This is a genomic window from Ancylobacter terrae (assembly GCF_045108345.1).
GTDB lineage: Bacteria > Pseudomonadota > Alphaproteobacteria > Rhizobiales > Xanthobacteraceae > Ancylobacter.
In genome coordinates this window covers 1,570,188-1,593,972 of the sequence record NZ_JBJGXH010000001.1, presented here as the reverse complement: position 1 = coordinate 1,593,972, position 23,785 = coordinate 1,570,188, and the positions used below count along the sequence as shown (strand labels likewise).

Annotated in this window: 22 protein-coding genes; 9 read left to right on the top strand and 13 right to left on the bottom strand. The window is 67.3% G+C overall.

Annotated features, from left to right (window positions below; all coding sequences use genetic code 11):
• Position 1: 1 nt before the first annotated feature.
• Positions 2-2,293 carry a xanthine dehydrogenase family protein molybdopterin-binding subunit gene (locus ACEUEL_RS07640; RefSeq protein ID WP_405703711.1) on the bottom strand — a complete coding sequence of 764 codons (2,292 nt, stop codon included), beginning with the start codon at positions 2,291-2,293 and terminating at the stop codon, positions 2-4.
• Between the two features lie 170 nt (positions 2,294-2,463).
• Between ACEUEL_RS07640 and ACEUEL_RS07635 the strand changes: the two genes are divergently transcribed.
• From ACEUEL_RS07635 to ACEUEL_RS07625, 3 genes are read left to right on the top strand one after another with little or no spacing between them, the layout of a single operon-like run.
• Positions 2,464-4,836 (top strand): xanthine dehydrogenase family protein molybdopterin-binding subunit, encoded by a 2,373-nt coding sequence (locus ACEUEL_RS07635; RefSeq protein ID WP_405703710.1) that lies wholly within the window; start codon positions 2,464-2,466, stop codon positions 4,834-4,836.
• Positions 4,833-5,645 carry an FAD binding domain-containing protein gene (locus ACEUEL_RS07630; RefSeq protein WP_405703709.1) on the top strand — a complete coding sequence of 271 codons (813 nt, stop codon included), beginning with the start codon at positions 4,833-4,835 and terminating at the stop codon, positions 5,643-5,645. Before ACEUEL_RS07635 ends, ACEUEL_RS07630 begins: the two co-directional genes overlap by 4 nt.
• Positions 5,642-6,823: a 2Fe-2S iron-sulfur cluster-binding protein gene (locus tag ACEUEL_RS07625; RefSeq protein ID WP_405703708.1), complete on the top strand. Its 1,182-nt coding sequence runs from the start codon at positions 5,642-5,644 to the stop codon at positions 6,821-6,823. Before ACEUEL_RS07630 ends, ACEUEL_RS07625 begins: the two co-directional genes overlap by 4 nt.
• Here ACEUEL_RS07625 and ACEUEL_RS07620 read toward each other — a convergent pair whose 3' ends face one another.
• From ACEUEL_RS07620 to pxpB, 3 genes are all read right to left on the bottom strand, one after another.
• Positions 6,824-7,576 carry a GntR family transcriptional regulator gene (locus tag ACEUEL_RS07620; protein ID WP_405703707.1) on the bottom strand — a complete coding sequence of 251 codons (753 nt, stop codon included), beginning with the start codon at positions 7,574-7,576 and terminating at the stop codon, positions 6,824-6,826.
• Positions 7,577-7,700: 124 nt separating this feature from the next.
• On the bottom strand, positions 7,701-8,735 hold the full coding sequence (locus ACEUEL_RS07615) for a 5-oxoprolinase subunit C family protein (protein ID WP_405703706.1): 1,035 nt from the start codon (positions 8,733-8,735) through the stop codon (positions 7,701-7,703).
• On the bottom strand, positions 8,732-9,484 hold the full coding sequence (gene pxpB, locus ACEUEL_RS07610) for a 5-oxoprolinase subunit PxpB (protein WP_405703704.1): 753 nt from the start codon (positions 9,482-9,484) through the stop codon (positions 8,732-8,734). Before pxpB ends, ACEUEL_RS07615 begins: the two co-directional genes overlap by 4 nt.
• A gap of 122 nt (positions 9,485-9,606) precedes the next feature.
• Here pxpB and ACEUEL_RS07605 point away from each other — a divergent pair, with 122 nt between their 5' ends.
• Positions 9,607-10,386, top strand: a complete 780-nt coding sequence (locus ACEUEL_RS07605; RefSeq protein WP_405703702.1) for a LamB/YcsF family protein — start codon at positions 9,607-9,609, stop codon at positions 10,384-10,386.
• Between the two features lie 113 nt (positions 10,387-10,499).
• Here ACEUEL_RS07605 and ACEUEL_RS07600 read toward each other — a convergent pair whose 3' ends face one another.
• The 7 genes from ACEUEL_RS07600 to ACEUEL_RS07570 all read right to left on the bottom strand — a co-directional run bounded on the left by ACEUEL_RS07600 (position 10,500) and on the right by ACEUEL_RS07570 (position 17,808).
• Positions 10,500-11,441 carry an LLM class flavin-dependent oxidoreductase gene (locus ACEUEL_RS07600; protein WP_405703701.1) on the bottom strand — a complete coding sequence of 314 codons (942 nt, stop codon included), beginning with the start codon at positions 11,439-11,441 and terminating at the stop codon, positions 10,500-10,502.
• 150 nt (positions 11,442-11,591) lie between these two features.
• Positions 11,592-12,386, bottom strand: coding sequence for a CoA-transferase subunit beta (locus tag ACEUEL_RS07595; RefSeq protein WP_405703700.1), 795 nt, complete (start codon positions 12,384-12,386; stop codon positions 11,592-11,594).
• Entirely contained in the window at positions 12,376-13,260 is an 885-nt protein-coding gene (locus ACEUEL_RS07590; protein ID WP_405706627.1) for a CoA transferase subunit A, read from the bottom strand. Before ACEUEL_RS07590 ends, ACEUEL_RS07595 begins: the two co-directional genes overlap by 11 nt.
• An 86-nt stretch (positions 13,261-13,346) precedes the next feature.
• Positions 13,347-14,843, bottom strand: coding sequence for a pyridoxal-phosphate dependent enzyme (locus ACEUEL_RS07585; RefSeq protein ID WP_405703698.1), 1,497 nt, complete (start codon positions 14,841-14,843; stop codon positions 13,347-13,349).
• Positions 14,844-15,098: 255 nt separating this feature from the next.
• Positions 15,099-15,956, bottom strand: a complete 858-nt coding sequence (locus tag ACEUEL_RS07580; protein WP_405703697.1) for an ABC transporter ATP-binding protein — start codon at positions 15,954-15,956, stop codon at positions 15,099-15,101.
• A 13-nt stretch (positions 15,957-15,969) separates the two neighbouring features.
• Complete coding sequence (locus tag ACEUEL_RS07575) at positions 15,970-16,773, bottom strand: ABC transporter permease (RefSeq protein ID WP_405703696.1); 804 nt, start codon at positions 16,771-16,773, stop codon at positions 15,970-15,972.
• Between the two features lie 51 nt (positions 16,774-16,824).
• The gene (locus ACEUEL_RS07570) at positions 16,825-17,808 is read right to left on the bottom strand and encodes an ABC transporter substrate-binding protein (protein WP_405703695.1); all 984 of its coding nucleotides are present in this window, start codon (positions 17,806-17,808) and stop codon (positions 16,825-16,827) included.
• Positions 17,809-18,385: 577 nt separating this feature from the next.
• On the opposite strand from ACEUEL_RS07570, the gene ACEUEL_RS07565 reads away from it, so the two are divergent.
• Genes ACEUEL_RS07565 through ACEUEL_RS07545 form a run of 5 tightly spaced genes read left to right on the top strand, consistent with a single transcriptional unit; the run spans position 18,386 to position 23,087 of the window.
• The gene (locus ACEUEL_RS07565) at positions 18,386-19,165 is read left to right on the top strand and encodes a glycosyltransferase family 2 protein (protein WP_405703694.1); all 780 of its coding nucleotides are present in this window, start codon (positions 18,386-18,388) and stop codon (positions 19,163-19,165) included.
• Positions 19,162-19,437, top strand: coding sequence for a lipid-A-disaccharide synthase N-terminal domain-containing protein (locus ACEUEL_RS07560; RefSeq protein ID WP_405703692.1), 276 nt, complete (start codon positions 19,162-19,164; stop codon positions 19,435-19,437). Before ACEUEL_RS07565 ends, ACEUEL_RS07560 begins: the two co-directional genes overlap by 4 nt.
• A 5-nt stretch (positions 19,438-19,442) precedes the next feature.
• On the top strand, positions 19,443-21,059 hold the full coding sequence (locus ACEUEL_RS07555; protein WP_405703690.1) for an ArnT family glycosyltransferase: 1,617 nt from the start codon (positions 19,443-19,445) through the stop codon (positions 21,057-21,059).
• Positions 21,040-21,717 carry a response regulator gene (locus ACEUEL_RS07550; protein WP_405703688.1) on the top strand — a complete coding sequence of 226 codons (678 nt, stop codon included), beginning with the start codon at positions 21,040-21,042 and terminating at the stop codon, positions 21,715-21,717. The genes ACEUEL_RS07555 and ACEUEL_RS07550 overlap by 20 nt, the downstream gene beginning before the upstream one ends.
• Positions 21,714-23,087: a sensor histidine kinase gene (locus ACEUEL_RS07545; protein WP_405703686.1), complete on the top strand. Its 1,374-nt coding sequence runs from the start codon at positions 21,714-21,716 to the stop codon at positions 23,085-23,087. The genes ACEUEL_RS07550 and ACEUEL_RS07545 overlap by 4 nt, the downstream gene beginning before the upstream one ends.
• 24 nt (positions 23,088-23,111) lie before the next feature.
• Here the strand turns inward: ACEUEL_RS07545 and ACEUEL_RS07540 are convergent, their stop codons facing one another.
• Together ACEUEL_RS07540 and ACEUEL_RS07535 are read right to left on the bottom strand one after the other, a co-directional pair.
• Entirely contained in the window at positions 23,112-23,303 is a 192-nt protein-coding gene (locus tag ACEUEL_RS07540; RefSeq protein WP_405703685.1) for a hypothetical protein, read from the bottom strand.
• Positions 23,304-23,384: 81 nt separating this feature from the next.
• Positions 23,385-23,675, bottom strand: a complete 291-nt coding sequence (locus ACEUEL_RS07535) for a hypothetical protein (protein ID WP_405703684.1) — start codon at positions 23,673-23,675, stop codon at positions 23,385-23,387.
• Positions 23,676-23,785 lie beyond the last annotated feature (110 nt).

Below are 23,785 nucleotides of genomic sequence, written 5' to 3'. Positions count from 1 at the left end.
CTCACCCGCCCTTCGCCACCTCGATCGCCTCCCACACCCGCGCCGGGGTGAGCGGCATGTCGAGATGGGTGATGCCGAGCGCGGCCAGCGCATCCACCACCGCGTTGACGAAGGCGGGCGGGGCGCCGATGGCGCCCGCTTCCCCGGCGCCCTTGATGCCGAGCGGGTTGGTGGTGCAGGGCACGTTCTGGGTGCCGACCGCGAACAGCGGCAGGTCGCTCGCGCGGGGCAGGGCGTAGTCCATGAAGCTGCCCGAGAGCATCTGCCCGCTGCCCTCTTCATAGACGACGCGCTCCATCATCGCCTGGCCGATGCCCTGCGCGATGCCGCCATGCACCTGCCCGGCCAGCACCAGCGGATTGAGCACGCGGCCGAAATCGTCGACCACCGTATAGCGCTCGACCGCAATGGCCCCCGTCGCCGGGTCGACCGCGACCTCGCAGACATGGGCGCCATTCGGGAAGGTGCCGGTGTTCTGCTCGAAATCGCCGATGCCCTCCAGCCCGCCCGCCTTTTCCGCCACGGCGAGGATGCCGACCGATCGATCCGTGCCGACCACGGTGAAGGCGCCGGCCTCGAACACGATGTCCTCGACCGCCGTCTCCAGTATTTCGGCGGCGTGGCGGCGACCCTTCTCGACGACGTCGGTCGCGGCGAGGCGCAGGGCGCCGCCGCCATGCACCATCGAGCGCGAGGCCACCGTGCCGCCGGCCGAGGGCAGCGGCTGGTCGGTGTCGCCGCTCTTCACCACGATGGAGGTCGGCTCCAACCCCAGCCGCTCCGCCAGCATCTGCACATAGGTGGTCTCGTGGCCCTGGCCGGAGGATTGCGTGCCGACATGCAGCACCACCTTGCCGTCGGGCGCGATCTGGATGACGGCGCCTTCCTTGCCCGGCACGCCGGTGCGCTCGATGTAATAGGCGAGGCCGATGCCGCGCAGCCGGCCGTCCTTCACCCGCCTGCGCGCCCGGAAGCCGGCCCAGTCGGCGGCGGCCATGCCCGCTTTCATCACCGCTTCGAAGTCGCCGGAATCATAGGTGACGCCGGTATCGGTGGTGTGCGGCATGTCCTTGGGCCGGATCATGTTGCGCGACCTGAGCTTGTCGGGCGCCATCCCGATCTCGCGCGCCGCCTTGTCGACGAGGCGCTCGATGAGATAGGCCGCCTCCGGCCGGCCGGCGCCGCGATAGGCGTCGATCGGCGCGTTGTTGGTGTAGGCGCAGCGCACGTCGGTCGCGACCACCGGGATGCGGTAGACGCCCGGCGCCATGGGCGGGCCGGACAGCGTCGGGCAATAGACGCCGAAGGCCGAGAGCGCGCCGCCGCACGCCGCCAGCGTCTCGATGCTCAGCGCGGTGAAGCGCCCGCGCGCGTCGAGCCCCAGCCGGGCGCGGGAGATGTTGTCGCGCCCCTGCGTGTCGGTGAGGAAGGCTTCCGCCCGGCTCGAATTCCACCGCACCGGAGCCCCGAGCTTGCGCGCCGCATAGAGAACCAGCGCCTGCTCGGGATAGGGCACCGCCTTCATGCCGAAGCCGCCGCCGACATCCGGCGTGATGACGCGGAGCCGGGATGCCGGCAGCCCGAACACGCCCTCGAACATGAAGTCGCGGATCATCTGGCTGCCCTGCGAGCCGGTGACCAGCGTGAAGCGCGCATCGGCGGGATCGTAGAGCCCGATCGCGTTGCGCGGCTCCAGCGAGGAGACCACGATGCGGTTGTTGACCAGTTCGAGCTCGACCACCCGCGCGGAGGCCGCCAGCGCCGCCTCCGCCCGCGCGACATCGCCGAGCCGCCAGTGCAGCGCGAGATTGCCGGGCGCCTCGCCGAACAGCTCCGGCGCGCCCTCGGCCAGCGCCGCGCGGGCGTCGACCACCGCGTCGAGATGCGCGATCTCGACGTTCACCGCCTCCGCCGCCTCCAGCGCCTGCGCCTCGGTGTCGGCGACCACGAAGGCGATCGGCTCCCCGAGATAGCGCACCTTGGCCGACGCCAGCAGCGTGTGCGCCGGCAGCGGCATGCGCCCGCCCTCGACATGGTCGAGCACGATGATGACGGGGAGCGGACCGATGCCGTCGGCGGCGAGATCCTCGGCCGTGTAGACTGCGCGCACGCCCGGCATGTCCCGCGCGGCCTCCGCGTCGAGGCCGGCGATCACGCCATGCGCGACCGGAGAGCGCACCACGGCGGCATAGAGTTCGCCCTCGTAGCGGAAATCGTCGGTGTAGCGGCCGGTGCCGGTGATGAATCGCTGGTCCTCGACGCGGCGGAAAGGCTGGCCGACCCCGAATTTCATTGCCGATGCTCCAAACCCGTCGCACGCTCGCGCCTCGTGGAGGGGCGCGGCGTCTTGCCTATGTTTCTATTTGTGCAAAGATAAGCACAAAGCGTTGGATAAATGCGATGGTCTAATAAGATACCGCGTCGCACAAGGGTTCTTTTCAGGGGCGTTCGGGGATCATGGGGATGGGTTCCGGCAGGGACGGGGAGACCGGCAGGGGCGTTGGCCGCTCCATCCGGCGCAAGGAGGATGACCGCCTCCTGAAAGGGCGCGGCCGCTTCATCGGCGACATGCGATTTGCGGGCCAGCTCGAGGCCGCCTTCGTCCGTTCCACCCTCGCCCATGCCCGCATCCGCGCCATCCGCATCCCGCCCCATCTCGACGGGCGCGCCTTCACCGCCGCCCATATGGAGGCGGACGGCATCCGCCCGATCCTCGCCAAGACCGGCCTGCCGGGCTTCCGCGTCTCCTCACAGTCCTCGCTCGCCTCCGGCAAGGTGCGCTTCGTCGGCGAGCCGGTGGCCATGGTGCTGGCGCCCACCCGCGCCGAGGCGGAGGACCTCGCGGAGGCGATCGAGGTCGACTACGAGGAACTCCCCGCCAATGCCGACATGCTCAGGGCCATCCGCCCCGAGGCGGCGCTGGTGCACGAGGACTGGAGCGAGAACGTCTTCCTCGTCAGCGCCTTCGAGCACGGCATGAGCGAGGCCGTCCGCGCCGCGCCGATCAAGGTGACGCGCGAGGTGCGCACCAGCCGGCAATGCATGGCGCCGCTGGAGGGCAAGGGCTGCATCGCCGTCCATGACCGCTTTTCCGAACAGCTCACGCTGTGGACCTCCACCCAGATGCCGCACATCGTGCGCTCGGGCCTCGCCGAGTGCCTGGGGCTGGAGACCCGCCAGATCCGCGTCGTCGCCCCCGATGTCGGCGGCGGCTTCGGCTGGAAGGGCCTCTTGCAGCCGGAGGAAGTGTGCTGCGCCTGGGCGGCGCTCAAGCTGGACCGGCCCATCAAATGGCTGGAGGATCGCCGCGAGCACCTGATCGCCGCCGCCAATTGCCGCGAGCACCACTATGTCATGACCGCCTATGCCGACACGGACGGCCGCCTGCTCGGTTTCGAGGCGGACGCGCATGTCGATGCCGGCGCCTATTCGGTCTATCCCTTCTCCGCCTGCCTTGAAGGCGCGCAGGTGGTCTCCAACCTGCCCGGCCCCTACAACGTCCCGGCCTATCGCTGCCGCACGCTGTCGGTGTGCACCAACAAGCCGCCGATCGTGCCCTATCGCGGCGTCGCCCGCACCGGCGTGTGCACGGCGATGGAGCTGATGATCGATGCCGTCGCCCGCGCCGCCGGGCTCGAGCCGGCCGAGGTGCGGCTGCGCAACCTCGTGCGGCCCGAGCAGATGCCGTTCAAATCGGTGACCGGCAAGGATTTCGACATGGGCGACTATCCCGAGAGCCTCAGGCGGGCGCGGGAGATGATCGGCCATGAGGGCGTGCGCGCGCGCCAGCAGAACGCTGAAACCGACGGCCGGCGCATCGGCATCGGCTACGCCACCTATTGCGAGCAGGGCGCGCACGGCACCTCGGTCTATCACGGCTGGGGCATCCCGATGGTGCCCGGCTTCGAGCAGTGCGGCGCCCGCCTCACCCCGGACGGCACGCTGGAAATCCGCGTCGGCAACCAGAGCCACGGCCAGTCGATGGAGACGACGCTGGCGCAGGTCGCCTGCGAGGTGCTGGGCATCGACCCTGATCGCGTCAACGTCGTCCACGGCGACACCGCGCTCACCCCCTATTCGACGGGAACCTGGGGCTCGCGCTCGGCGGTGATGGTCGGCGGCGCGGTGGCGAGCGCCTGCGAGAAGCTCGGCGAGCGGCTCATCGCCATCGGCGCGCACCTGCTGCAGGCGAAGCCGGAGGAGGTGCGGATCGCCGATGCGCAGGTGGTCGGCCCCACGGGCTCCGTGAGCTTCCGCGAGATCGCCGGCACCTGGTATCTCAAGCCGCAGAACCTGCCCGCCGACGTCAACCCGGACGGGCTCGACCTCGTCGCCGGCTACCGGCCCAAGGTCGACACCGGCACCTTCTCCTACGCCACCCACGCCGCGGTGGTCGCGGTCGAGCCCGACACCGGCGCGGTCGAGATCCTCGATTACGTCGTGGTGGAGGATGGCGGCGTGCTGCTCAACCCGATGGTGGTGGAGGGGCAGGTCTATGGCGGCGCGGCGCAGGGCATCGGCACCGCGCTTTACGAGGAGATGGTCTATGACGGCAACGGCCAGCCGCTGGCCTCGACCTTCGCCGACTATCTGATCCCCGGCGCCAACGAGATGCCGGATGTGCGCATCGCCCATATGGAAACGCCCTCGCCGAACACCCGCTTCGGCCAGAAGGGAATCGGGGAGGGCGGCGCCATCGCCCCGCCGGCGGCGATCGGCAACGCCATCAACGACGCGCTGGCATCGCTGGGTGCCGAACTTTCCGTCTCGCCGATGACGCCCCGCCGCGTGCGCGAGGCGGTGCTGGCGGCGCGGCAGAAGGAGAGCGCCGCGTGAAGCCCGCCCCGTTCGACTATCTGCGCCCCGAGAGCGTGCGCGAGGCCGTCGCCGCGCTGGCGGAGGAGGGCGCGCGGGCGCTCGGTGGCGGCCAGAGCCTCGGCCCGATGCTGAACCTGCGCCTCGCGCGGCCGGCGCGGCTGGTCGATGTCGGCCGCCTGCCCGAACTGCGGCGGGTGACCGAGACGCCGGAGGGCGTGCTGTTCGGTGCCGCCGTCACCCATGCCGAGATCGAGGACGGCGCCGTGCCCGATCCGACCCGCGGCGTGATGCCGGCGATCGCCCGTGGTATCGCCTACCGGGCGGTGCGCAACCGGGGCACCATCGGCGGCAGCCTCGCCCATGCCGACCCCGCCGCCGACTGGCCGCTCACACTGGTCGCACTCGATGCGATCGTCCACCTCACTGCACTGACTGGTCACCGCCAAATGCCGGTTTCCGACTTCATCACCGGCGCCTTCGAGACCGCGCTGAAGCCGGGCGAAATCATCTCCGGCGTGTTCGTGCCGCGGCTGTCGGATGCCGCCCGCTGGGGCTATCACAAGGCCTGCCGCAAGGTCGGCGAGTTTGCCGAAGCCATGTGCGCGCTGCTGGTGGATTCCCCCCGCGGGGTGTCCCGAATGGCTGTCGGGGCCATCGAGGCGAAGCCGATTATCATGACAGATCAGTCGGTTGTCGCGGATCCGGCGCGGCTTGATCCGGTGTTGCGGGCGGCCGGGCTCGACGCGGATGCCGCGACCTTCCATCTGCACCGGGCGGTTATCCGGCGCGCCGTGGCGATGGTCAAAGGCGAAGGGGTGACGTCATGAAGCCCGTTCGCCTCGAGGTCAACGGCCGTCCGCTGGACGCGAATATCGAGCCGCGCCAGCACCTTGGCGACTTTCTGCGCGAGGAGCTGCTGCTCACCGGCACGCATCTGGGCTGCGAGCACGGCGTCTGCGGCGCCTGCACGGTGCTTGTCGATGGCGCGCCGGCCCGTTCCTGCATCGCCTTCCCGGTCGCTTTGGACGGCGCGAAAATCACGACGATAGAAGGACTTGCCGATGATCCGGTGATGGCGCGCCTGCGCGAGGCGTTCTCCGCCGAGCACGGCCTCCAATGCGGCTTCTGCACGCCGGGCATGCTGATCATGGCCCGCGACATCGTGCTGCGCCGCCCGGGCGCGGAGCCGGACGAGATCCGTCACGAACTGGCCGGAAACCTTTGCCGCTGCACGGGTTATGTCGGAATCGTCCGCGCCATAAGGGCCGTCGGGCAGGAGCGCGCAGGGCTCGCGCCGGTGGTGACGCGCGGTGCCGCCGTCGCCCCCGCAGCCGCCGGTACGCCGGTTGTCGATGGTGCCCGCACAGGCGTCACTCCCGCCTCGCCGCCGGTTGCACCATTGGAGGCGCCGCAGGTTGAACCCGCTCCGACCGGCGAGACCGGCGATCTCACCGGGGCGGTCGAACTCGTTGAAATATTTCGCGTTCCCGCTTCCCGCCCGGAGGTCTGGGCGTTCTTCCAGGACCCGGCGAAGGTGGTGGCCTGCCTGCCCGGCGCCCGCCTCACCGCGCCGAGCGACGGCCGTCACATCGCCGCCGAGATGGCCGTGAAGCTCGGGCCGATCCAGGCCGCGTTCGGCGGAGCCGGCACGCTCATCGCCGATCCTGCCACCTGGTCCGGCCGCATCGACGGCCAGGGCGTCGATCGCCGCAGCGCCTCGCGGGTTCGCGCGCGGCTCAATTATGTGCTTGAAACGATTGATGAAACCAGCCAGACGCAGGTGCGCGTCGACGTCGCCTACGCACTCACCGGCCCGCTGGCGCAGATGAGCCGGGGCGCGCTCGCCCGCGACCTCGCCGGCCGGATGACCGCCGCCTTCGCCGCCAACCTCGCCGCCGCGCTCAAGGGCGACCCGGTCCCCGCCGCTCCGGCCCCGCTCGACGCCGGCTCGCTCGTTTTCGCGATGATAAGTGACTGGTTCGGCAGGGTTTTCCGCCGCCGCTGATCAGCCGAGCAGGTCGACGTCGAGCTGCACGCAGTCGCCGCGATAGATGATGTCGGCGACATAGATCACCACCTCCTCCGCATCGGTCACCACCAGATGCGCCTCGACGGTGGGAAAGCCGATGCCGATCGAAAGCAGGTTCGCAACCCTCGGCTCCACGGTGCCGACGATGAAGGACTGCCGCGCCCGCTTGATCGCAAGCCCCTCGAGCGTCGCGACAACGGTGATGGTCGGTTCGCGGCCGAAGCGGTGGTCGGCAAGCCGGTAGACCTCTTCGGCGAGATGCACGCGCGCGAAGGAATAGGGCTGCCCTCGGCGCGACTGCACACTTTCGAGGTAGCGGTACTCGCTCGCCGCCTTGCCCTCCTCAGGACGGATCGCCGGGGCCGGCGGCGTCGCCGGCACGGGTAGGAAGCGGGGGACGTTGCCGCCGATGGTGCCGGCGAGCGAGGCCCATTTCAGGTCCAGCTTGAGCCAGCGCTTGTCCTCAACCGAGGCGGAGACGAACGTGCCCTTGCCCTGGATGCGGCGCACCAGACCTTCGCCCTGCAGCACCTCGACGGCCTGCCGCACCGTGACGCGGGCGACCTGGAACTCGGCTTCAAGTTCCTGAAGTGTCGAAATCTTTTCGTTCGGCGACCAGACCCCGTCTTCGATGCGCCGACGAATGACACCGGCGATCTGGAGATAGCGGGGAACAGGGCTGCGACGGTAGTCGGGATTGGCCGGCGCGGCGGCAAAGTCCTTCGGCATGGTTTCGCGGCATCCGACGTGGCCCGGTTCCGGGCGGCGCTGTCAGGGGAATCGAGGCGAGTGTTCCTATCTTCTCTATCACATTCTCCGATGCAGTCGCGCTGGGGAGCGCGCCGGGCGGCGCTCAACCCTGGGCGGAAACGACGCCCGAGATGAGATTGCTGCCGTGAAGCGCGGCTTCGTCGATCGACGCACACTCGCGCACCGGTGAGATGCTGGCGATGAGTCGGACGATCCCGGCCTCGCTCGCGCGCCGCGCCTCCTCTGCCTCGGCGACGCTCACCGCCACAAAGCGCAGCTCCGCCCCGGGCAGCAGCCGCGCGGCAGCGGGCAGGTCGGCCGAGATAACCGTCGCGATCTTGGCGTAGCCGCCAATCGTCTGGTGATCGGCCAGCAGGACGATCAGCAGGCCCGAGCCCGGCACCTGGATCGAGCCGGTGGCGATGCCGTCCGATACGATATCGGCGCCGGTGGCGAAGGCGAGCGGCTTGCCCTCCAGCCGCATGCCCATGCGGTCAGCCTCGCGCGAAACCCGGTACGTCGAGCCGAGAAAGGTCGCGATACCCGCGTCCGAGAAGGCTTCCGCCTGCGGGCCGAGCACCACGCGCAGCGTGCCGGAGAAGGCCAGCGACGGCGGGGAGGGCAGTTCGGCACATGGGCCTGCGAGCGCGGCGCCGTTCAAGGCAATCTCGTCGCCAGCCCGCAGCGCGCGTCCCTGATGGCCGCCGAAACCGCCCTTGAGATCGGTCGCCCGCGACCCGAGCACGGCCGGCACGGCGAGGCCGCCGGCAATGGCCAGCATTGCGCAGCCGCTGCCGCGAAGGCCGCCGACCCGCACATTCGCGCCTTCCGGCACGTCGAAGCTGCGCCAGGCTGGATAGGTCAATACCTCGCCGCCGGCCTCGACCTGGATATCGGCCGACGCACCGGCGAGCGCCAGCCGGGCACCGCCTCCGCGAATGGCGAAGACCGGCCCGATCAGCCGGCATTCGAGCCCTGCCTCGCCCTCGTCATTGCCGACGAGACGATTAGCGAGGCGCAGCGCCATCGGATCGAGCGCGCCGCAGACCGGGACGCCAAGCGCCTGGTAGAAGCGCCGGCCGAGGTCCTGCACGCTGGTCTGCGGGCCCGGCTGGAGGATGTGCAGCCGCGCGCTCATATCGGCGCCTCGCAGGGCGGCCGATAGGCGCCGGCGGCCACCTCCGTCCGGATGCGGGCATGCTCCTGCGCATCCACCGGCACGAAACGCACCCCGTCGCCAGGCGCGAACAGGGTCGGCGGCACGCCCGCCGGATCGAAGAAGCGCACCGGTGTATTGCCGAGGAGACGCCAGCCGCCGGGCGATTCCACCGGATAGACGCCGGTCATGCGCAGCGCGATCGCGACCGATCCCGCCGGCACGCGCACGCGCGGCGTCCTAAGGCGCGGCAGCGCCAGTTCCGCCGGCAGGTCGCCGAGATAGGCGAAGCCGGGCAAGAAGCCCTGCACATAGACGCGGTACAGTGTCCCGGCGTGCCGCTCGATCACCTCGGATGCCGGAAGGCCCGTTTCCTCGGCGACGCCGGCGAGGTCCGGCCCGGCCTCGCTGCCATAGAGTACGGGAATCCGCCAGATGCGCGCGGGGCTCTCGCTCGCCGCCTCGCCGAGATCAAGCGCGGAAAGCGTTGCCTGCAGCGCTGCCGCGTCGCTCGCCAACGGGTCGTAATGGACCAGCAGCGAGCGGAAGGTCGGCACGGTCTCGATCAGTCCGTCCGGCGGCGCGGCGGCGATCAGCGCGGCGGCGCGGTGGACCAGACCGTTGAGCGCGGGGTCGATACGGTCACCGAACTCGATCGCGAACGCCGTGTCGCCGACGGGGAGGAAACGGGAAATGTCGCCGAGGCGCCGGCTCGCCGATCTGTCGTCCATGGGTGCCGCCGCTTGTCGCCCGATCCGCCCGAAAACATCCTAATGATAGTATCATTGGGATTGAATATGATGCAAAAATAATGTGTTAATGAGGAAATCAAACGCCTTTCCGGAGACTTGGCATGGCCCTGCGCACCAATATCAACGCCGACATGGGCGAAGGCTACGGCCATTATGACATTGGCGATGACGACGCGATCCTGAAGATCGTGAAAAGCGTCAACGTCGCCTGCGGCCTGCACGCGGGCGATGCCACGGTGATGCGCGAGGTCTGCCTGAAGGCCAAGGCGAACGGCGTCTCGGTCGGTGCCCATCCCGGCTTCAACGACATCTGGGGCTTCGGTCGCCGGCAGATCCAGATGCGCGCCGATGATCTCGAATATCTCGTCGCCTACCAGCTCGGCGCGCTGGCCGGCATGGCCGCCTATGCCGGGGTGAAGGTCACCCATGTGAAGCCGCACGGCGCGCTCAACAACATGGCGGCGGTGAATGCCGACTATGCGCTGGCGATCGGTCGCGCCATCAAGACCGTCGATCCGAGCCTTCACTATCTCGCGCTCTCGGGGACGGAGATGGAGAAGGCGGCGCTGGCGCTCGATCTCCCGCTCGCCCGCGAGGCCTTCATCGACCGGCACTATGACGACAACGGCAATCTCCAGTCGCGTACCGTCCCGACCTCGGTGATCAAGGATCCGGCGGTAGCCGTGGAGCGCACGCTGCGTATGGTGCAGGACGGCGAGATCATCTCGGTCAATGGCAAGCGCATGCCGACCAGGTTTGATTCGCTCTGCATCCATGGCGACGAGCCGACCGCCATCGCCGTCGCCGCCGCGGTGCGCAAGGGTCTGGAAGCGGCCGGCATCGAAGTGGTGACGCTGCCGGAGCTGATGGCGGCGCGATAGCGCCCGTCCTCGAGGAGCGGGCGCCGCTACGCGTCAGCAAGAAACAGTGAGAAAACAGATCGGGTATTTTCGGCGAGTTGGAGATTGCCGGAGATACCCGGGGTCGCGGCCGGCTATTTGCGCAGAAGCGGGAGAACGTCACGGGCCAGCGCCTCGACCTGCTCGCGCTCATAGCGCCACGGCACGAACACGATCTTCTTCACGCCCGTCGCGATATGCGCGGCGATCTGCTCGGCGCATTCCTCCGGGGTGCCGACGATGGCGCTGTCGAAGGTGGACTGGCTGCCCTTGGAGAGGTCCCACTCGGCGTTCAGCCATTCCGTCATCTTCGGCATCCCGACATCGCGCGGGCCGACATAGATCGGCAGCTGGTTCAGGCTGTAGAGGCTGGCTGGATCGCGGCCGGCCTCCTCGGCATAGGCGCTGATCTTGGCCCAGGCCTCGGTATAGCCCTCGGGCGTGTAGAAATAGGTGAGCCAGCCGTCGCCCTTGGTCGCCGCGCGCTTCAGCACGACGTCGACATAGCCGCCGACCAGGATCGGCGGGTGCGGCTTCTGCACTGGCTTGGGGAACATCACGGCGTTGCGCAGGTTCAGCTCGTCCCATTGGCCGGTGACGCTGTCCTCGGTCCACAGCCGCGTGAGGATCTCGAGGTTGCGGTCCATCACCTTGCCGCGGCGCTCATAGGGGATGCCGACGGCGTCGAACTCGCGCTTGTACCAGCCGACCGCCGCGCCGAGCATCAGCCGGCCGTTCGAGACAAGGTCGAGCGAGGCGAGCTGCTTGGCGAGGATAACCGGATTGCGCAGCGGCAGCACCAGCACGCCGGTGCCGATGCGGATGGTCTTGGTGCGCGCCGCGACGGCCGTCAGCAGCGTCAGCGAATCGATGATCGGAAAATGCGGATCGGTGCCCAGCAGGATGTGGTCCCACACCCAGAGCGACTCGAAGCCGAGTTCCTCCATTCGCACGCCGTAATCGATCAGCGCACCCGCATCCGGCAGTTCCGGGAAGCGGGTGAAGTTGCGCATGGCGACGCCGAACGAGACGGGCATTCTCTGTCCTTTCTGGCTGTCATCCCGGCTGCAGCGCGGAACGCGCGCAGAGCCGGGATCGTATGCAGTTCAAGGCGCCCTTGCGGAGAGCGATCCCGGCTCTCCGCTTCGCTAAGGCCGGGATGAGGGGATGGCCCGGATCGGCTGGTCTCACGCCGTGTAGAGCCGCTCGGGATCGAGCTCGCGCAGGATGGCGAGTTCGCGCGGCGTCGGCCGCTCGGTCACCCCGACATCCGCCGGCACGGGCAGCTCGAACCCGGTATTGCCGCGGATCTGCGCCGCTGTGACGCCCGGGTGCAGCATGAGCACCGTCATCGCGCGCGTGACGGGATCAAAGCCGAGGATGCCGAGATCGGTCACCACCCGGAACATGCCGCCCGCCGGCAGGCCGGCGCGGGCGCGGCTGTCGCCGCCCTCGAGGAAGCCCGGGCTGGTGATGAAATCGACCTTCTCCACGAAGCGCCGCTTCTCGTGCTTCATGGCGACGATCATGTCGGCGAGGCTGGCGATGTCGTTGCCCCCACCGGTTCCGGGCAGGCGGATCTTCGGGTCGTCGGCGTCGCCGATATAGGAGGAGTTCAGGTTGCCGAAACGGTCGATCTGCGCGCCGCCCATGAAGCCGACATCGACATAGCCGCGCTGCAGCATCAGCAGCACGTCGGTGATCGAGACCAGCATGTTCGCCCGGCGCGTGCAGCGCTGCTCGTTGGTCGAGGGCGGCAGCCGGCCGGGAATGACGAAGGGGCCGATAACCCCACCCTCGAACAGGATGGTGAGGCCCGGCGCGTGGGTGCGCTGGGCCAGGATCGCGGCCAGCAGCGGGATACCGACGCCGGCGAACACCGTCTGCCCTTCCTTGAGCAGGCGCGCGCTCATCACCGCGAGCAGTTCCGAGCCGGTATAGTCGGCGGCGCCGGGAGTAAGATGGGCCGGGCTAGTCGTCATAGATGCCGCTCCCCCGGCGCTGCGCATCGAGCAGTTCCGCCATGCCGAGCCGGCTGAGATAGTCCGGCCAGTCCTTCGGCTCGTGGTAGAACCGCGCGAGATAGGCGGCGGACCCGGTCTCCGGATCCTTCCCGGTCATCTCGGCGTAAAGGTCCATGTGGCTGTAGAACGGCTCGTACAGGCCGTAGCACTCGTGCGGCGCGCTGCCGAACGGCACTTCGACCACGGCATCGACCGCGAAGAAGCCGATCTTGGTCTGGTCCGGCGCACGGCGGATCTGGTCGTTCGAGACGATGCGTTCGGTGGTCAGGATCACCCGCTTCGCCGCCATGGCGATGTCGATGTCCATGAAGGTGAGGCCGTCGAGCTGGGCATTGCCGAAGGCATCGCAGCGCTGGACATGGATCAGCGCGACGTCCGGATTGAGCGCGGGCACCAGCAGCAGCGTGTCCCCGGTAAAGGGGCATTCCATGGTCTTTGCGCCGGGTGCGCGCTCCACTACGCCCGAGCCGAGCATGGAGCGCATCGGCAGGAACGGCACGCCCATGGCGCCGGCGCGGTAGCGCAGCCCCATCGCCATGTGGCTCCATTCCTCGAACACGGCGCGCCGGCTCTCGGTATAGGAGCGCATGACCTTGGAGACGCCCCAGACGATGCCCTGGCTGAACCAGCTCGTCATGATGTGGGCGGAAACACCGGAGGCGTAAAGGATATCGCCTTCCGTCGAGCAGATGGAACGGGACACCACAAGGCCCTGCCGGCGCGCACGCACCAGCGCCCAGATCATGGCGAACGGCGTACGCGACGCGGTGCAGCCGCCGAGCGCGACATGGTCGCCGTTAGCGACCAGCTGCGCCGCTTCCTCAAGGCTCATCACCTTGTCGCGCAGGCTGCGGTCGCGCGTGCGGGTTGCCTCACGCAGATCGAGATAGGGGGTGACGCTGGTCACGGTTGATTCCCTCACGCGGCGCTCGCAACGCCGGCGTCGCGGTTCATTCGGTCGATCAGTTCGTCGAAGATCGCGAGGTGGCCATGCAGGCCCCGCCAGAACGACTGGTGGCGGCGCCGGTCGAAGTCCTCGACCGGAATGCCCTGCTGCTCCACCCAGGTGTAGTAGCCGAGATTGAAGACGCGCTGGCGGTCCCGATGATCGAGTTCCAGCACATGGTCGGAGTCGCCGGCCAACAGATGTCGCCCGAATGCCTCGGCGGCGTCGATGCGGTCATAGTTGCCGCCCTTGCGGGTGAGGTGCAAGGCGCGCTCGCTCTCATAGAGCCCGGCGCCGTCGGTGGCGACGGTTAGGATCATCTGGTCGGGGCCGAGGTTCAACCGCCGCGCGACCTTGATCGCGGCGATGACATTGGCGATGCCCGAGAGGCCAAGCATCCCGATCGCCTCAACGAGAGCGGCATCGAGCCCGCGGCGCTCGACCAGATAGGCCCGCCCCTCCGGCGCGCTGAAGAGCAGGGCAAGGTCGTCGGAGGCGAGATCGGAAACGCCGACGACGATGTCCGTATTGGTCGCGTTGTGGATCAGCGGCACGTGCTTGTCGCCGATGCCCTGAATGTTGTGCTCGCCAAAGCCGTTATAGAGCAGGGTCGGGCACTCGACCGGCTCCATCGCCACGATGCGGGCGCCGTAGTCCTCCTTCAGCTTGTCGCCGGCACCGAGCGTGCCGGCCGAGCCGGTTCCCGCGACGAAGGCGGCGAGGCTGAGGTCGGGGCTGATGTCGCGATAGGCCTCGAACAGGCGGCTCGCGGCCGCTCCCGTTACGGCATAATGGACGAGGTAGTTCGGGAACTCCGAGAACTGGTTGAGGATGAAGTTGCCGGGGTCCTGCGCCAGTTCGGCACAGGCGTCATAGATCTCCTTGACGTTCGATTCCGTTCCCGGCGTGCGAACGATGTCGGCCGGATCGGTCACCCAGCGTTCCAGCCAGTTGAAGCGTTCCGCGCTCATTCCGCCCGGCAGAACGGCAACGCCGCGGCAGCCGAGGATGCGGGAAATGGCAACACCACCCCGGCAGTAATTGCCGGTGGACGGCCAGATTGCACGGTGATGGGTCGGGTCGAACTCGCCGGTGGCAAGGCGTGGAGCAAGGCAGGCATAGGCTGCGAGCACCTTGTGGGCCTGGATCATCGGAAAGTGCCGCCCCTCCATCACCACGATGCGCGCGGGCACGCCGGTGAGAGCGCTTGGCAGCTCCAGATGCGCGGGAACCGTGCGTCCGCCCACCTCCGTCGCCGCATTGAACCAATGCACGTTGTGCAGGTTGCGGGCATCGGGGCGGGCGGGGTCTGCCGCCGCGGCGAGCTCCTTCAGAGCCGACGGCATCCTCAGCGGATCCGCCAGATCAGCGAAACGCGGCAGCGAAATACCCAGCTGTCCGAGATGGGCGGTCGTCCGCCGATAGGTGCCGCTGTCCACGATGCCGGTGGGGAGATCGAATGGGTTCATCGGTATCCTGCGCGGTGCCGGTCAAGCTCTCAGGGCGTCAGCCCGAAGCGGGTATTTCTATGGTTCTAATGATAGAACCATAGAGGCAATTTCGCCTTTTTTAGCATGGCGGTCAATGGGAATTGAGACGTGTTGGGCAGGGCTTCTGCCTTACCGATGTGACGGGCCGGCAAGCGTGCGGAGCAGGCCGCAACAGCGATATCCCGCAATGGCGGGGGCGCGAAGCATCGACTGAGCCGGCGCTTGGTCTCGCGCTCAGTGCTCGTCGTCCTTGATCTCGTTCTTCAACAGTTCGAGGATCCGCCGCTTCACGGCGATGAACTCGGAATCCATCACCATGTCGAGCGAGCGCGGACGCGGGATCGGGACGACGATCTCTTCCTTCAGCCGGCCGGGGCGGGCGGTCATCACATAGATCCGGTCGCCGAGCAGGATCGCCTCGTCGATGTCGTGGGTCACGAACAGGACGGTCTTCTGGTGTTGTTCCCAGACCCGAAGGAGCAGTTTCTGCATGCTGTGGCGGGTCTGGCTGTCGAGCGCGCCGAAGGGCTCGTCCATCAGCAGGATTTTCGGATCGTTGGCGAGTGCGCGGGCGATCGCGACCCGCTGCATCATGCCGCCCGAGAGCTGCTTGGGATAGGCGTCGTGAAAGGCGGCGAGGCCGGTTTCGTTGAGGTATCGGTTGACGATCGCCTCGCGCTCATCCGCCGGCATGTGCCGCCGCTTCAGCCCGAATTCCACGTTCTCCCGAACCGTCAGCCAGGGAAACAGCGTGTAGGATTGGAAGACCATCCCGCGATCGGGGCCGGGGCCGTCGATCTCTTCGTTGCCGAGCAGTATCTGGCCGGCGGTCGGCTCGTTCAGGCCGGCGACGAGATAGAGCAGGCTCGACTTGCCGCAGCCCGATGGGCCGACGATGACCGCAAACTGGTTGTCCGGCACGTCGATCGAAATGTTGTCGATGGCGATGACGCTCTTACCGGTCTTGGCGACATATTCGAGCCGGACGTCGCGGATCCGCAGGCGCGGCTCCGCGCTCGTGGCGACATCCGCAGCCGGAGAGACGGGAGCGGGTTCGATCGATGTATCGCGTAGGGCGGTCACGACAGCCATGTGGAAGCCTTCATCAGCTCGCCCAGCCGACAAGGCGGGTGCGCAGCAGCCGGAAGATCTGGTCGGTGAGGAGACCGAGCAGGCCGATCACGGCGATGGCGAGGAAGATCACGTCGACCTGGAAGCCGCGCATCGCCTTCATCGAGATGTAGCCGAGGCCGGAGGAGGCGGCGACGAGTTCGGCCACCACGAGATAGGTCCAGGCCCACCCCATGGTGATGCGCAGCGTGTCGAGGATGCCGGGCAGGGCGGCCGGGGTCAGCACGTGCAGGATCGCGTCGCGCCGGTTGGCGCCCAGCGTGTAGGAAGCGTTGAGCAGGTCCTTCGACACGCCGCGCGACACGTCGGCGATCATGACGAGCTGCTGGAAGAAGGTGCCGAAGAAGATCACCATGATCCGCTGCTCGATGCCGATGCCGATCCACAGGATGAACAGCGGCACGAAGGACGTCACCGGCAGGTAGCGGATGAAGTTCACCAGCGGCTCGAGTCCCGCCTGGACCACGCGGAACGTGCCCATGAGCAGGCCGAGCGGCACGGCGATCACCGAGGAAATCAGGAATCCGATCACCACCACCTGGACGCTGGCCCAGATGTGCTCGGACAGGGTTCCGTCGTCCAGCAGCCGGAAGAAGGCGCCGGTCACCTGCGTCGGCGAGGGCAGGAAGATGTCCTGCATGAACCCGCCATAGGTCAGGATCGACCATCCGCCGAGCACCACGCCCCACATGAGGGCCGAGGCCGCATAACGCACGCCGGTGGGTATCTCGGCCTTGGGCGTCAGGCAGGTATCGAGCAGCGATTTTTGCCGTGCCATGTCGTCACCACGCTTCCGGCCCGGATCGGGTTTCCGGGCCGGGGATTGCCGTCACTGCATGAAGCTCGGGTCGATGATGTCCTTGTACTCGATCGGCGTCTTGATCTTGCCGAGATCCGTCCAGATCTCGTTGCCGAGCTTGATGACATCCGCTGCCGGGCCGGGCTTTTCGGCCGTGCCGAAATACTCGATGGTCATGGTCTTGTCGTAGAACTTCACGCCGGAGGCGGCGTCGGCGAAGTCCTTCGGTTCCTTCAGGTAGCCGCCGACACCCTTGGCCATGATCGCGTAGGCCTTGTCGGGGTTCGTCTTGATATAGTCGACCGCCTTCTGCAGGCCGGCGATGAAGCCCTTCACGTCCTTCGGCCGGTCCTTGAGGACCGAGCAGGAGATTTCGAGCACGTCGATGATGACGCCCGGCGTCGCGGCGCTGTCGGTCAGCACCTTGCCGACGTTCTTGGTCTTCACCAGCGTGAGGTTGGGCTCCCAGGTCACGGCGACCGGCACCTGGCCGGCGATGAAGGCGGCCGCGGCCGCGTCGGCGCTCATGTTGAGGACGGTCACGTCCTTGAGCGGGATGCCCTGCTTCTTCAGCAGGTAGGAGAACCAGAACTGCGAGGTGGAGCCCTCGTTGAGCGCGACCGTCTTGCCCTTCAGGTCGTCGAGCGTGCTGATCTCCTTCACCGAAACCATGCCGTCGCCGCCATGGCTCTCGTCGAACAGCGCCACCGCCTTGAAGCAGAACTTGTCGGAACGGTACTTCAGGATCTCGTCGAGCGTCGTGGCGGTGCCGTCGAGCTTGCCGGCGGCCTGCGCCGCCATGGCGAGCGCGGAATCATCGACCACCTGGAAGTCGACGTCGACGCCGTTCTCCTTGAAGAAGCCGAGCTCCTTCGCGAGGTAGAGCGGACCGTAACCGACCCACACGGTATGGCCGATGGAGATCTTGCCGGCGAAGGCCGGCTGCGCGGCGGCGGCCATCACCGCGCCGCAGACGAGGCCGGCGAGGCGCCGGCGGAAAGGCGTGTTGAACATTGTCCGTCTCCTTGACGGATGCCGGCCGACCGGCTGACGCAAAGGGTGCGACGGTCGAGGCATTTCGCATCCGCGAAAAATAAAACCCAGCTTTCAGTCGCCCGAACGGGCGGCTTTCATTTCCGTTGCGGAAGACAACGTTGCGAACCAAACGTGCTGCTTCCGGGTCGAGAGCGAAGCCGCCTTGCCGTCTATCCTCCTGTACAAAAAGAAGATTAGACGCGAGTCATCCTAAGAGACTTCCCATTTTCAGGCACGCCCGATTTTTAGGCGAAGCACGCCTGATAATGGTTCAATCCCGGCTTCTGAGTGATGACCGTAATGATGATGGAGTCGTTGTGCTGCAACGCAGCATCGCCTTGCGCCGGCCCGGCTTTCTCTTCCGACAGCCTATCGATGGCCCTGATGTACCGCCGGAAGGTGGAGCGTCCCCGGCCGCCAGCCGCTCAAATTTTCTGCAACCGCCGCGGTCCAACTGGGGCTCAGCCCATCTCTGGAGGGCCGTAAGGATCATGTAAGCTAAACGGGCGAAGGGAGACGGGCGGCCGGCGCGGCCGTTCACGACGAGGCGTCTCCCATGTTGGTCCTGCAACCTTTCACCTCTTCGACCGAATGGCCTGGACGACCGGCATCGGTACCTGCCGTGTCCGTCGTCATAGCGGCGAGGGACGAAGCCGACTGCATCGGCAAGCTGCTCGGGGAAATCGTAGCCACGCTGGAGACACACGAGGACTACGAGATCATCGTGGTCGACGACGGGTCCGCCGACGGCACGGCCGACGCTGTTCGTGCCGCCGTGACGAGCCATGGCCGCATCGCGCTGTTGGGGCATCGGCGGAGCTGTGGTCAAAGCGCCGCCATCCGGACCGGCGTCGAGGCCGCGCTGGGAGGGCTCATCGTTACGCTCGACGGGGACGGCCAGAACGATCCTGCGGATATTCCAACGCTGCTCGCCCTCTATCGTGCCGCCGCCGCATCGAACGGAGTGCGCATGGTGGCCGGCCAGCGGGTGCGGCGGAACGACCCCTTCGCGCGCCGAATGGCCTCGCGGATCGCCAATGGCGCACGAGCCCGCCTGCTGGGCGATGGCATCCGCGATACCGGTTGTGGAATCAAGGTGTTCGACCGCGAGGCGTTCCTGCGCCTGCCCTATTTCGATCACATGCACCGCTTCCTGCCGGCCCTGATGCAGCGGGAGGGGTTCAAGGTACTGACCTGTCCGGTCAATCACCGCCCGCGCAGCGCCGGCCGCTCGAAATACTCCAACTGGGGCCGTTTGTGGGTTGGCATCGTCGATCTCGTCGGCGTCGCCTGGCTGGGGCGCCGCTTCGCCCGCCGGGAGATCATCGCCGAATGAACCTCACATTCTGGATGCTGGTGGGTTTCGCTGGCCAGGCGACCTTCTCGGGGCGCTTCATCGCGCAATGGATCAGCAGCGAGCGCAAGCGGCGCAGCACGGTGCCGGAGACGTTCTGGTATTTCAGCATCGCGGGCGGTGCGATGCTGCTCGCCTACGCCATCCATCAGCGCGACCTGGTCTTCATCCTCGGCCAGAGCCTCGGATTGGCGATCTACGCGCGGAACATCCAGCTGATCCGGCGGTCCGAACGCCCTGCCGGAGGAGGCTGACAGCGATGCATCATGCCATCAGTCTGACCGAGCGTGACACAGGAACGCAGACGCCGGCCCATGTCCGCATGCTTGCGGCGTCGCTGCTGCTGTCGGGTGTCTTCGTCGCGACAACCCTCCTGCTCAGACCGCCGCTGCCGATCGACGAGACACGCTATCTCACGGTTGCCTGGGAGATGTGGCAGTCCGGCGACCGGCTCGTGCCCCATCTGAACGGCGAGGCCTATAGTCACAAGCCGCCGCTGCTGTTCTGGCTCATCAACGCAGTCTGGATGATCGCAGGACCGTCCGAGTGGGCGGCACGCCTTGTGCCGGCGATGTTCATGCCGGCAAGCGTCATACTGACCTGGCGGCTGGGACGCATGATCGAGGGGCCGGAACTCGGCGCCCGTGCCGCTCTCGTCCTTTCGAGCATCGCGGTCTTCGCCGTGATGGGCACCGCCGTGCTGTTCGATGCCATGCTGACCACGGCCGTCCTGCTGGCACTGATCGGCCTGGTCAACGCCGGGCAAGGTTCGCTGCTTCGCGGCATGGGTTTGCTGGCGATCGCGCTCGGTATCGGCGCACTGGCAAAGGGACCGGTGATACTCGTCCATACGCTTCCCGCCGCGCTGCTCGCGCCGCTCTGGCTGCCCGGCGAAAAACGGTCATGGACGGCGTGGTATCTCGGGCTTCTGGGTGCATTGGCGGCGGGAACGGCTATCGGTCTCTGCTGGGCTATCCCGGCCGCAATGGCGGGCGGCAGCAAGTTCGGGGAACTGATACTCTGGGAGCAGTCGTCGGGGCGCGTCGTCAGCGCGTTCGCACACAAGCGCCCGTTCTGGTTCTATCTGCCATTGCTGCCCATGCTGCTGTTTCCGTGGGTGCTGAGCCGCCGTATCTGGGGCAACCCCGCCGGCTGGCTCGCCGGTTCGAGGCTCTGGCGGCTTCCTCTCATCGTCGTCGTTGCAGACTTTGTGCTTTTCTCCGCCATTTCGAGCAAGCAGATCCACTACCTGCTGCCGGCGCTCCCCGCCGCCGCGCTATTGCTGGCGCATAAGCTCGGGCCGGATGTCGATGAGGCGCCCGCCGAGGATGGCTTCTACCTTTTCTTCGCCCTTGGTGGCGCTGGCGTCCTCGTCGCGCTGTTAGTGGCGCCTCGCTTCTATCCCGCGTTTCCGCCGATCCATCCCGAGGTCGGCATCGTGCTGATGACGTTGGCCGCTCCCGCGTGGTGGCTGCGCCACTCGCTACTGCGCGTCGCGCCGCTCGCCAGCCTCGCCCTCGTGCTCATCGCCCATGTCGAGGGGCGCTTCACGGTTCTGCCCTCTCATGACCTGCGCTGGATCGATGCCCGACTGAAGCGCGCCACATCGATCGCGGTGGTGGGGGGATATCAGGGCGAGTTCGGCTTCGGCGCGCGCCTGGATCGGCCCGTCACTGTCCTCAAGCCCTATCAGGTGACGGCATGGCGCCGCGAACATCCCCACGGCGCGATCGTTTCGTTCTATAAGGAGCGAGACCGAAACCTTGATGGGCAGCCCTTGGTGGCTCATCCTTATCGCGGCGGCTGGCTGGGTCTTTGGGCGCCCGTCGAGCCGTCCGACGCCGTGCAGGAAGACGATGCGCCTGCTCCTCGTTGAGGATGAGTTTGATTTGGCGCGACTGCTGACAGCGGGCCTGCGGCAGGCGGGATTTGCCGTTGATCATGTCGCCAGCCTCGGCGAGGCCGAGGCGGCCCTCGCCGTCGAACGCTACGATATCGCCGTCCTCGATCTTCGCCTTCCGGATGGGGACGGGCTGGACTTCCTCAGATCCTGTCGGGGGCGGGGCATGACGCTGCCGGTGCTCATCCTCACCGCGCGCGATTCCATCGAAGATCGCATCCGCGGTCTCGAGGGAGGTGGCGACGACTATGTGCTAAAGCCCTTCCACGTTGATGAGGTTATCGCGCGGCTGAGGGCATTGCTGCGGCGCCCCAACCAGGCACTTGGCGATCGGCTGGCCATGGGCAACCTCGTCTACAGCCCGGCCGATCTGCGTGTCGTGGTGAATGGCGAAGCCGTCGCGTTGTCGCGTCGCGAGATAGGCCTGCTCGACCTGTTCATGCGGCGGGCGGGGCGGGTCGTGACCAAGGAGGCGATCGAAAGTGCGCTCTACAGCTTCGACGAGGAACTCGGATCGAACGCCGTCGAGGTTCTGGTTCACCGCCTCCGGCGCAAGCTGCAGGCGGTCGGCGCTGAACCGGTGATCCATACGCTGCGCGGGATCGGTTATCTCATGGACGAGGTCCGCCCGTGAGCGGAAAGTCGGAAACGTGGTCACTGAAGCGGCGGCTCGCGATTCGGCTGTTCGCGGTGGTGCTCTTGGGCGCGCTTGCACCGACTGCCGTCATCATCATTGGTGCGCTCGTCACTCTCGATACGATGAACGACCGTGCGCTGCAGGACCAGGCGGCCGACATCATACGCAACCTCGATCTTGGCGTCTCCCCACCCGTACTGAAGCTTCCGCCGCGTCTCGCCGAGGATTATCGGCGCTCCCGCAATTCCTTCCTCTACGCCGTTCTGCCGAAGGAGGGTGGAGACCCTCTTGCCGCTTCGTCATCGACGGCCGCGGCGGTGTTGGAGCGCGCGCGAGAAGAGCCGGTCCGCACGTTCTTTGTCGTCCCGGACATGGAGCGTGGCAGCGTCTGGTATGCTTATGCGATACCCGCCGGCGACTATCTCGCGGTCGTGGCGCAGGGCGACCGCCACCGGGATGCATTGGCTGACAGCGTCGTTCGCGGGCTGGTGCAATATGCCTGGGCCGCGGTGATTCCGATGCTGCTCGCCACGCTGCTCGTCGCGCGCTGGACGCTCAACCGCGCCTTTCGGGAAGTGGAGGCTTCCGCTGCCGCAGTGCGCGCGATCGTTCCCGGCGCTGCCGATGTGCGGCTGCCCGAAGATGGTCTGCCGGACGAGATCCGGCCACTGGCGAGCGCGGTGAACGGCGCGTTCGACCAGCTGGCGCGGGCCTACCAGATGGAGCGCCGCTTCACGGCGGATGCCGCGCACGAACTGCGCACGCCGCTTGCGGTACTGACGGCACGTATCGATGCCATGCCGCCGAGCCCGGAGCGGACGGCTCTGGCCCAGGATGCGACGCGGCTCAACCGGCTGGTCGCTCAGATGCTGAGCGCCGTGCGACTGGAAACCGCGCCGCTCGGCCATCGAACGCGAGTCGACCTCGCGAAGACAACGATCGAGGCCGTTGCGGCGCTGGGACCTCTTGCGATCCGAGAAAAGCGCAGGCTCGAGCTGAAGACGCCGCCGGAACCCGTTCACGTCCTCGCCGATGCCCAGATCCTGGCACTCGGCATCACAAATCTGGTGGAGAATGCCATCGTGCACACGGCCGCCCCCTCTCCGGTCGAGATCGAGATCGGAGCCGAGGGCGCGATCCGCGTGCTTGACCGCGGCCGCGGGATCCCCGCGGACGAGCGGGATGCCATCTTCGAGCGCTTCCGGCGCGGCCGCGACGTATCGTCGTCCGGAAGCGGCCTCGGCCTCGCCATCGTCCGCGAGGTCGCAACACGCCATGGAGGAACAGTCTCCGTGGCGGAACGAACGGGCGGCGGCAGTATCTTCACCCTGCAACTGCCGCTCGATTCGACGCCGCAGACGGGTTAGGCGGACTTCCGGCCGGACACGGCATCACGGATTCTGCATGATGGGCGGTACACCCGGCCCCACGGCTTGCTCGTCGCGTACCGCCCATATCACCGCCAGCAGCAGCAAAGCCAGAACCAGCGCAAGCAGCAACGCCTTGGGTCCATGGGTTCGGCGGCCATACAGGCCGCCGCCGAGGAGCAGGATAATCAGGATCAGCAGCAGGATGGTCAGCATCGCGAAAACCCCGCACCGCGCACCGCGGTGATGTGGTTGTCAGCCTAGAGTGAACCGCGCCCGAAATCCTGCAGCGTGGTCTCACCTGCCGCCGCGCGGAACCCGATCGCGGCACTTGTAACCGACGAAGCACTGCGGATTGTCGGCGGTCGCGATCCATTCCGGCCGGACGATCTGGGTCACGTCGCAGTAGCGCATGCCGCTGACGTAACGGTCGAAGATGTTCGGACCCGTGGCGATGACTACCGCACCGCGGCTGTTGACCAGCGCCTGGGTGCTGGCGCAACTCATGTTCAGCGAGTTGGGCATCGACTGACCGAAAGCGGGTGATGCGACCATGCCGAAAGCCAGGGGAATCAGAAATCGTTTCACGGTCGCATCTCCTTGTCGGACGTCGACAGATGTCGCCGACGATATAGCCGGAACATTGCCTTGCGGAAGGGCGTCAAAATCACGGGTTCGGGAATGAGCACTGCCAGCAA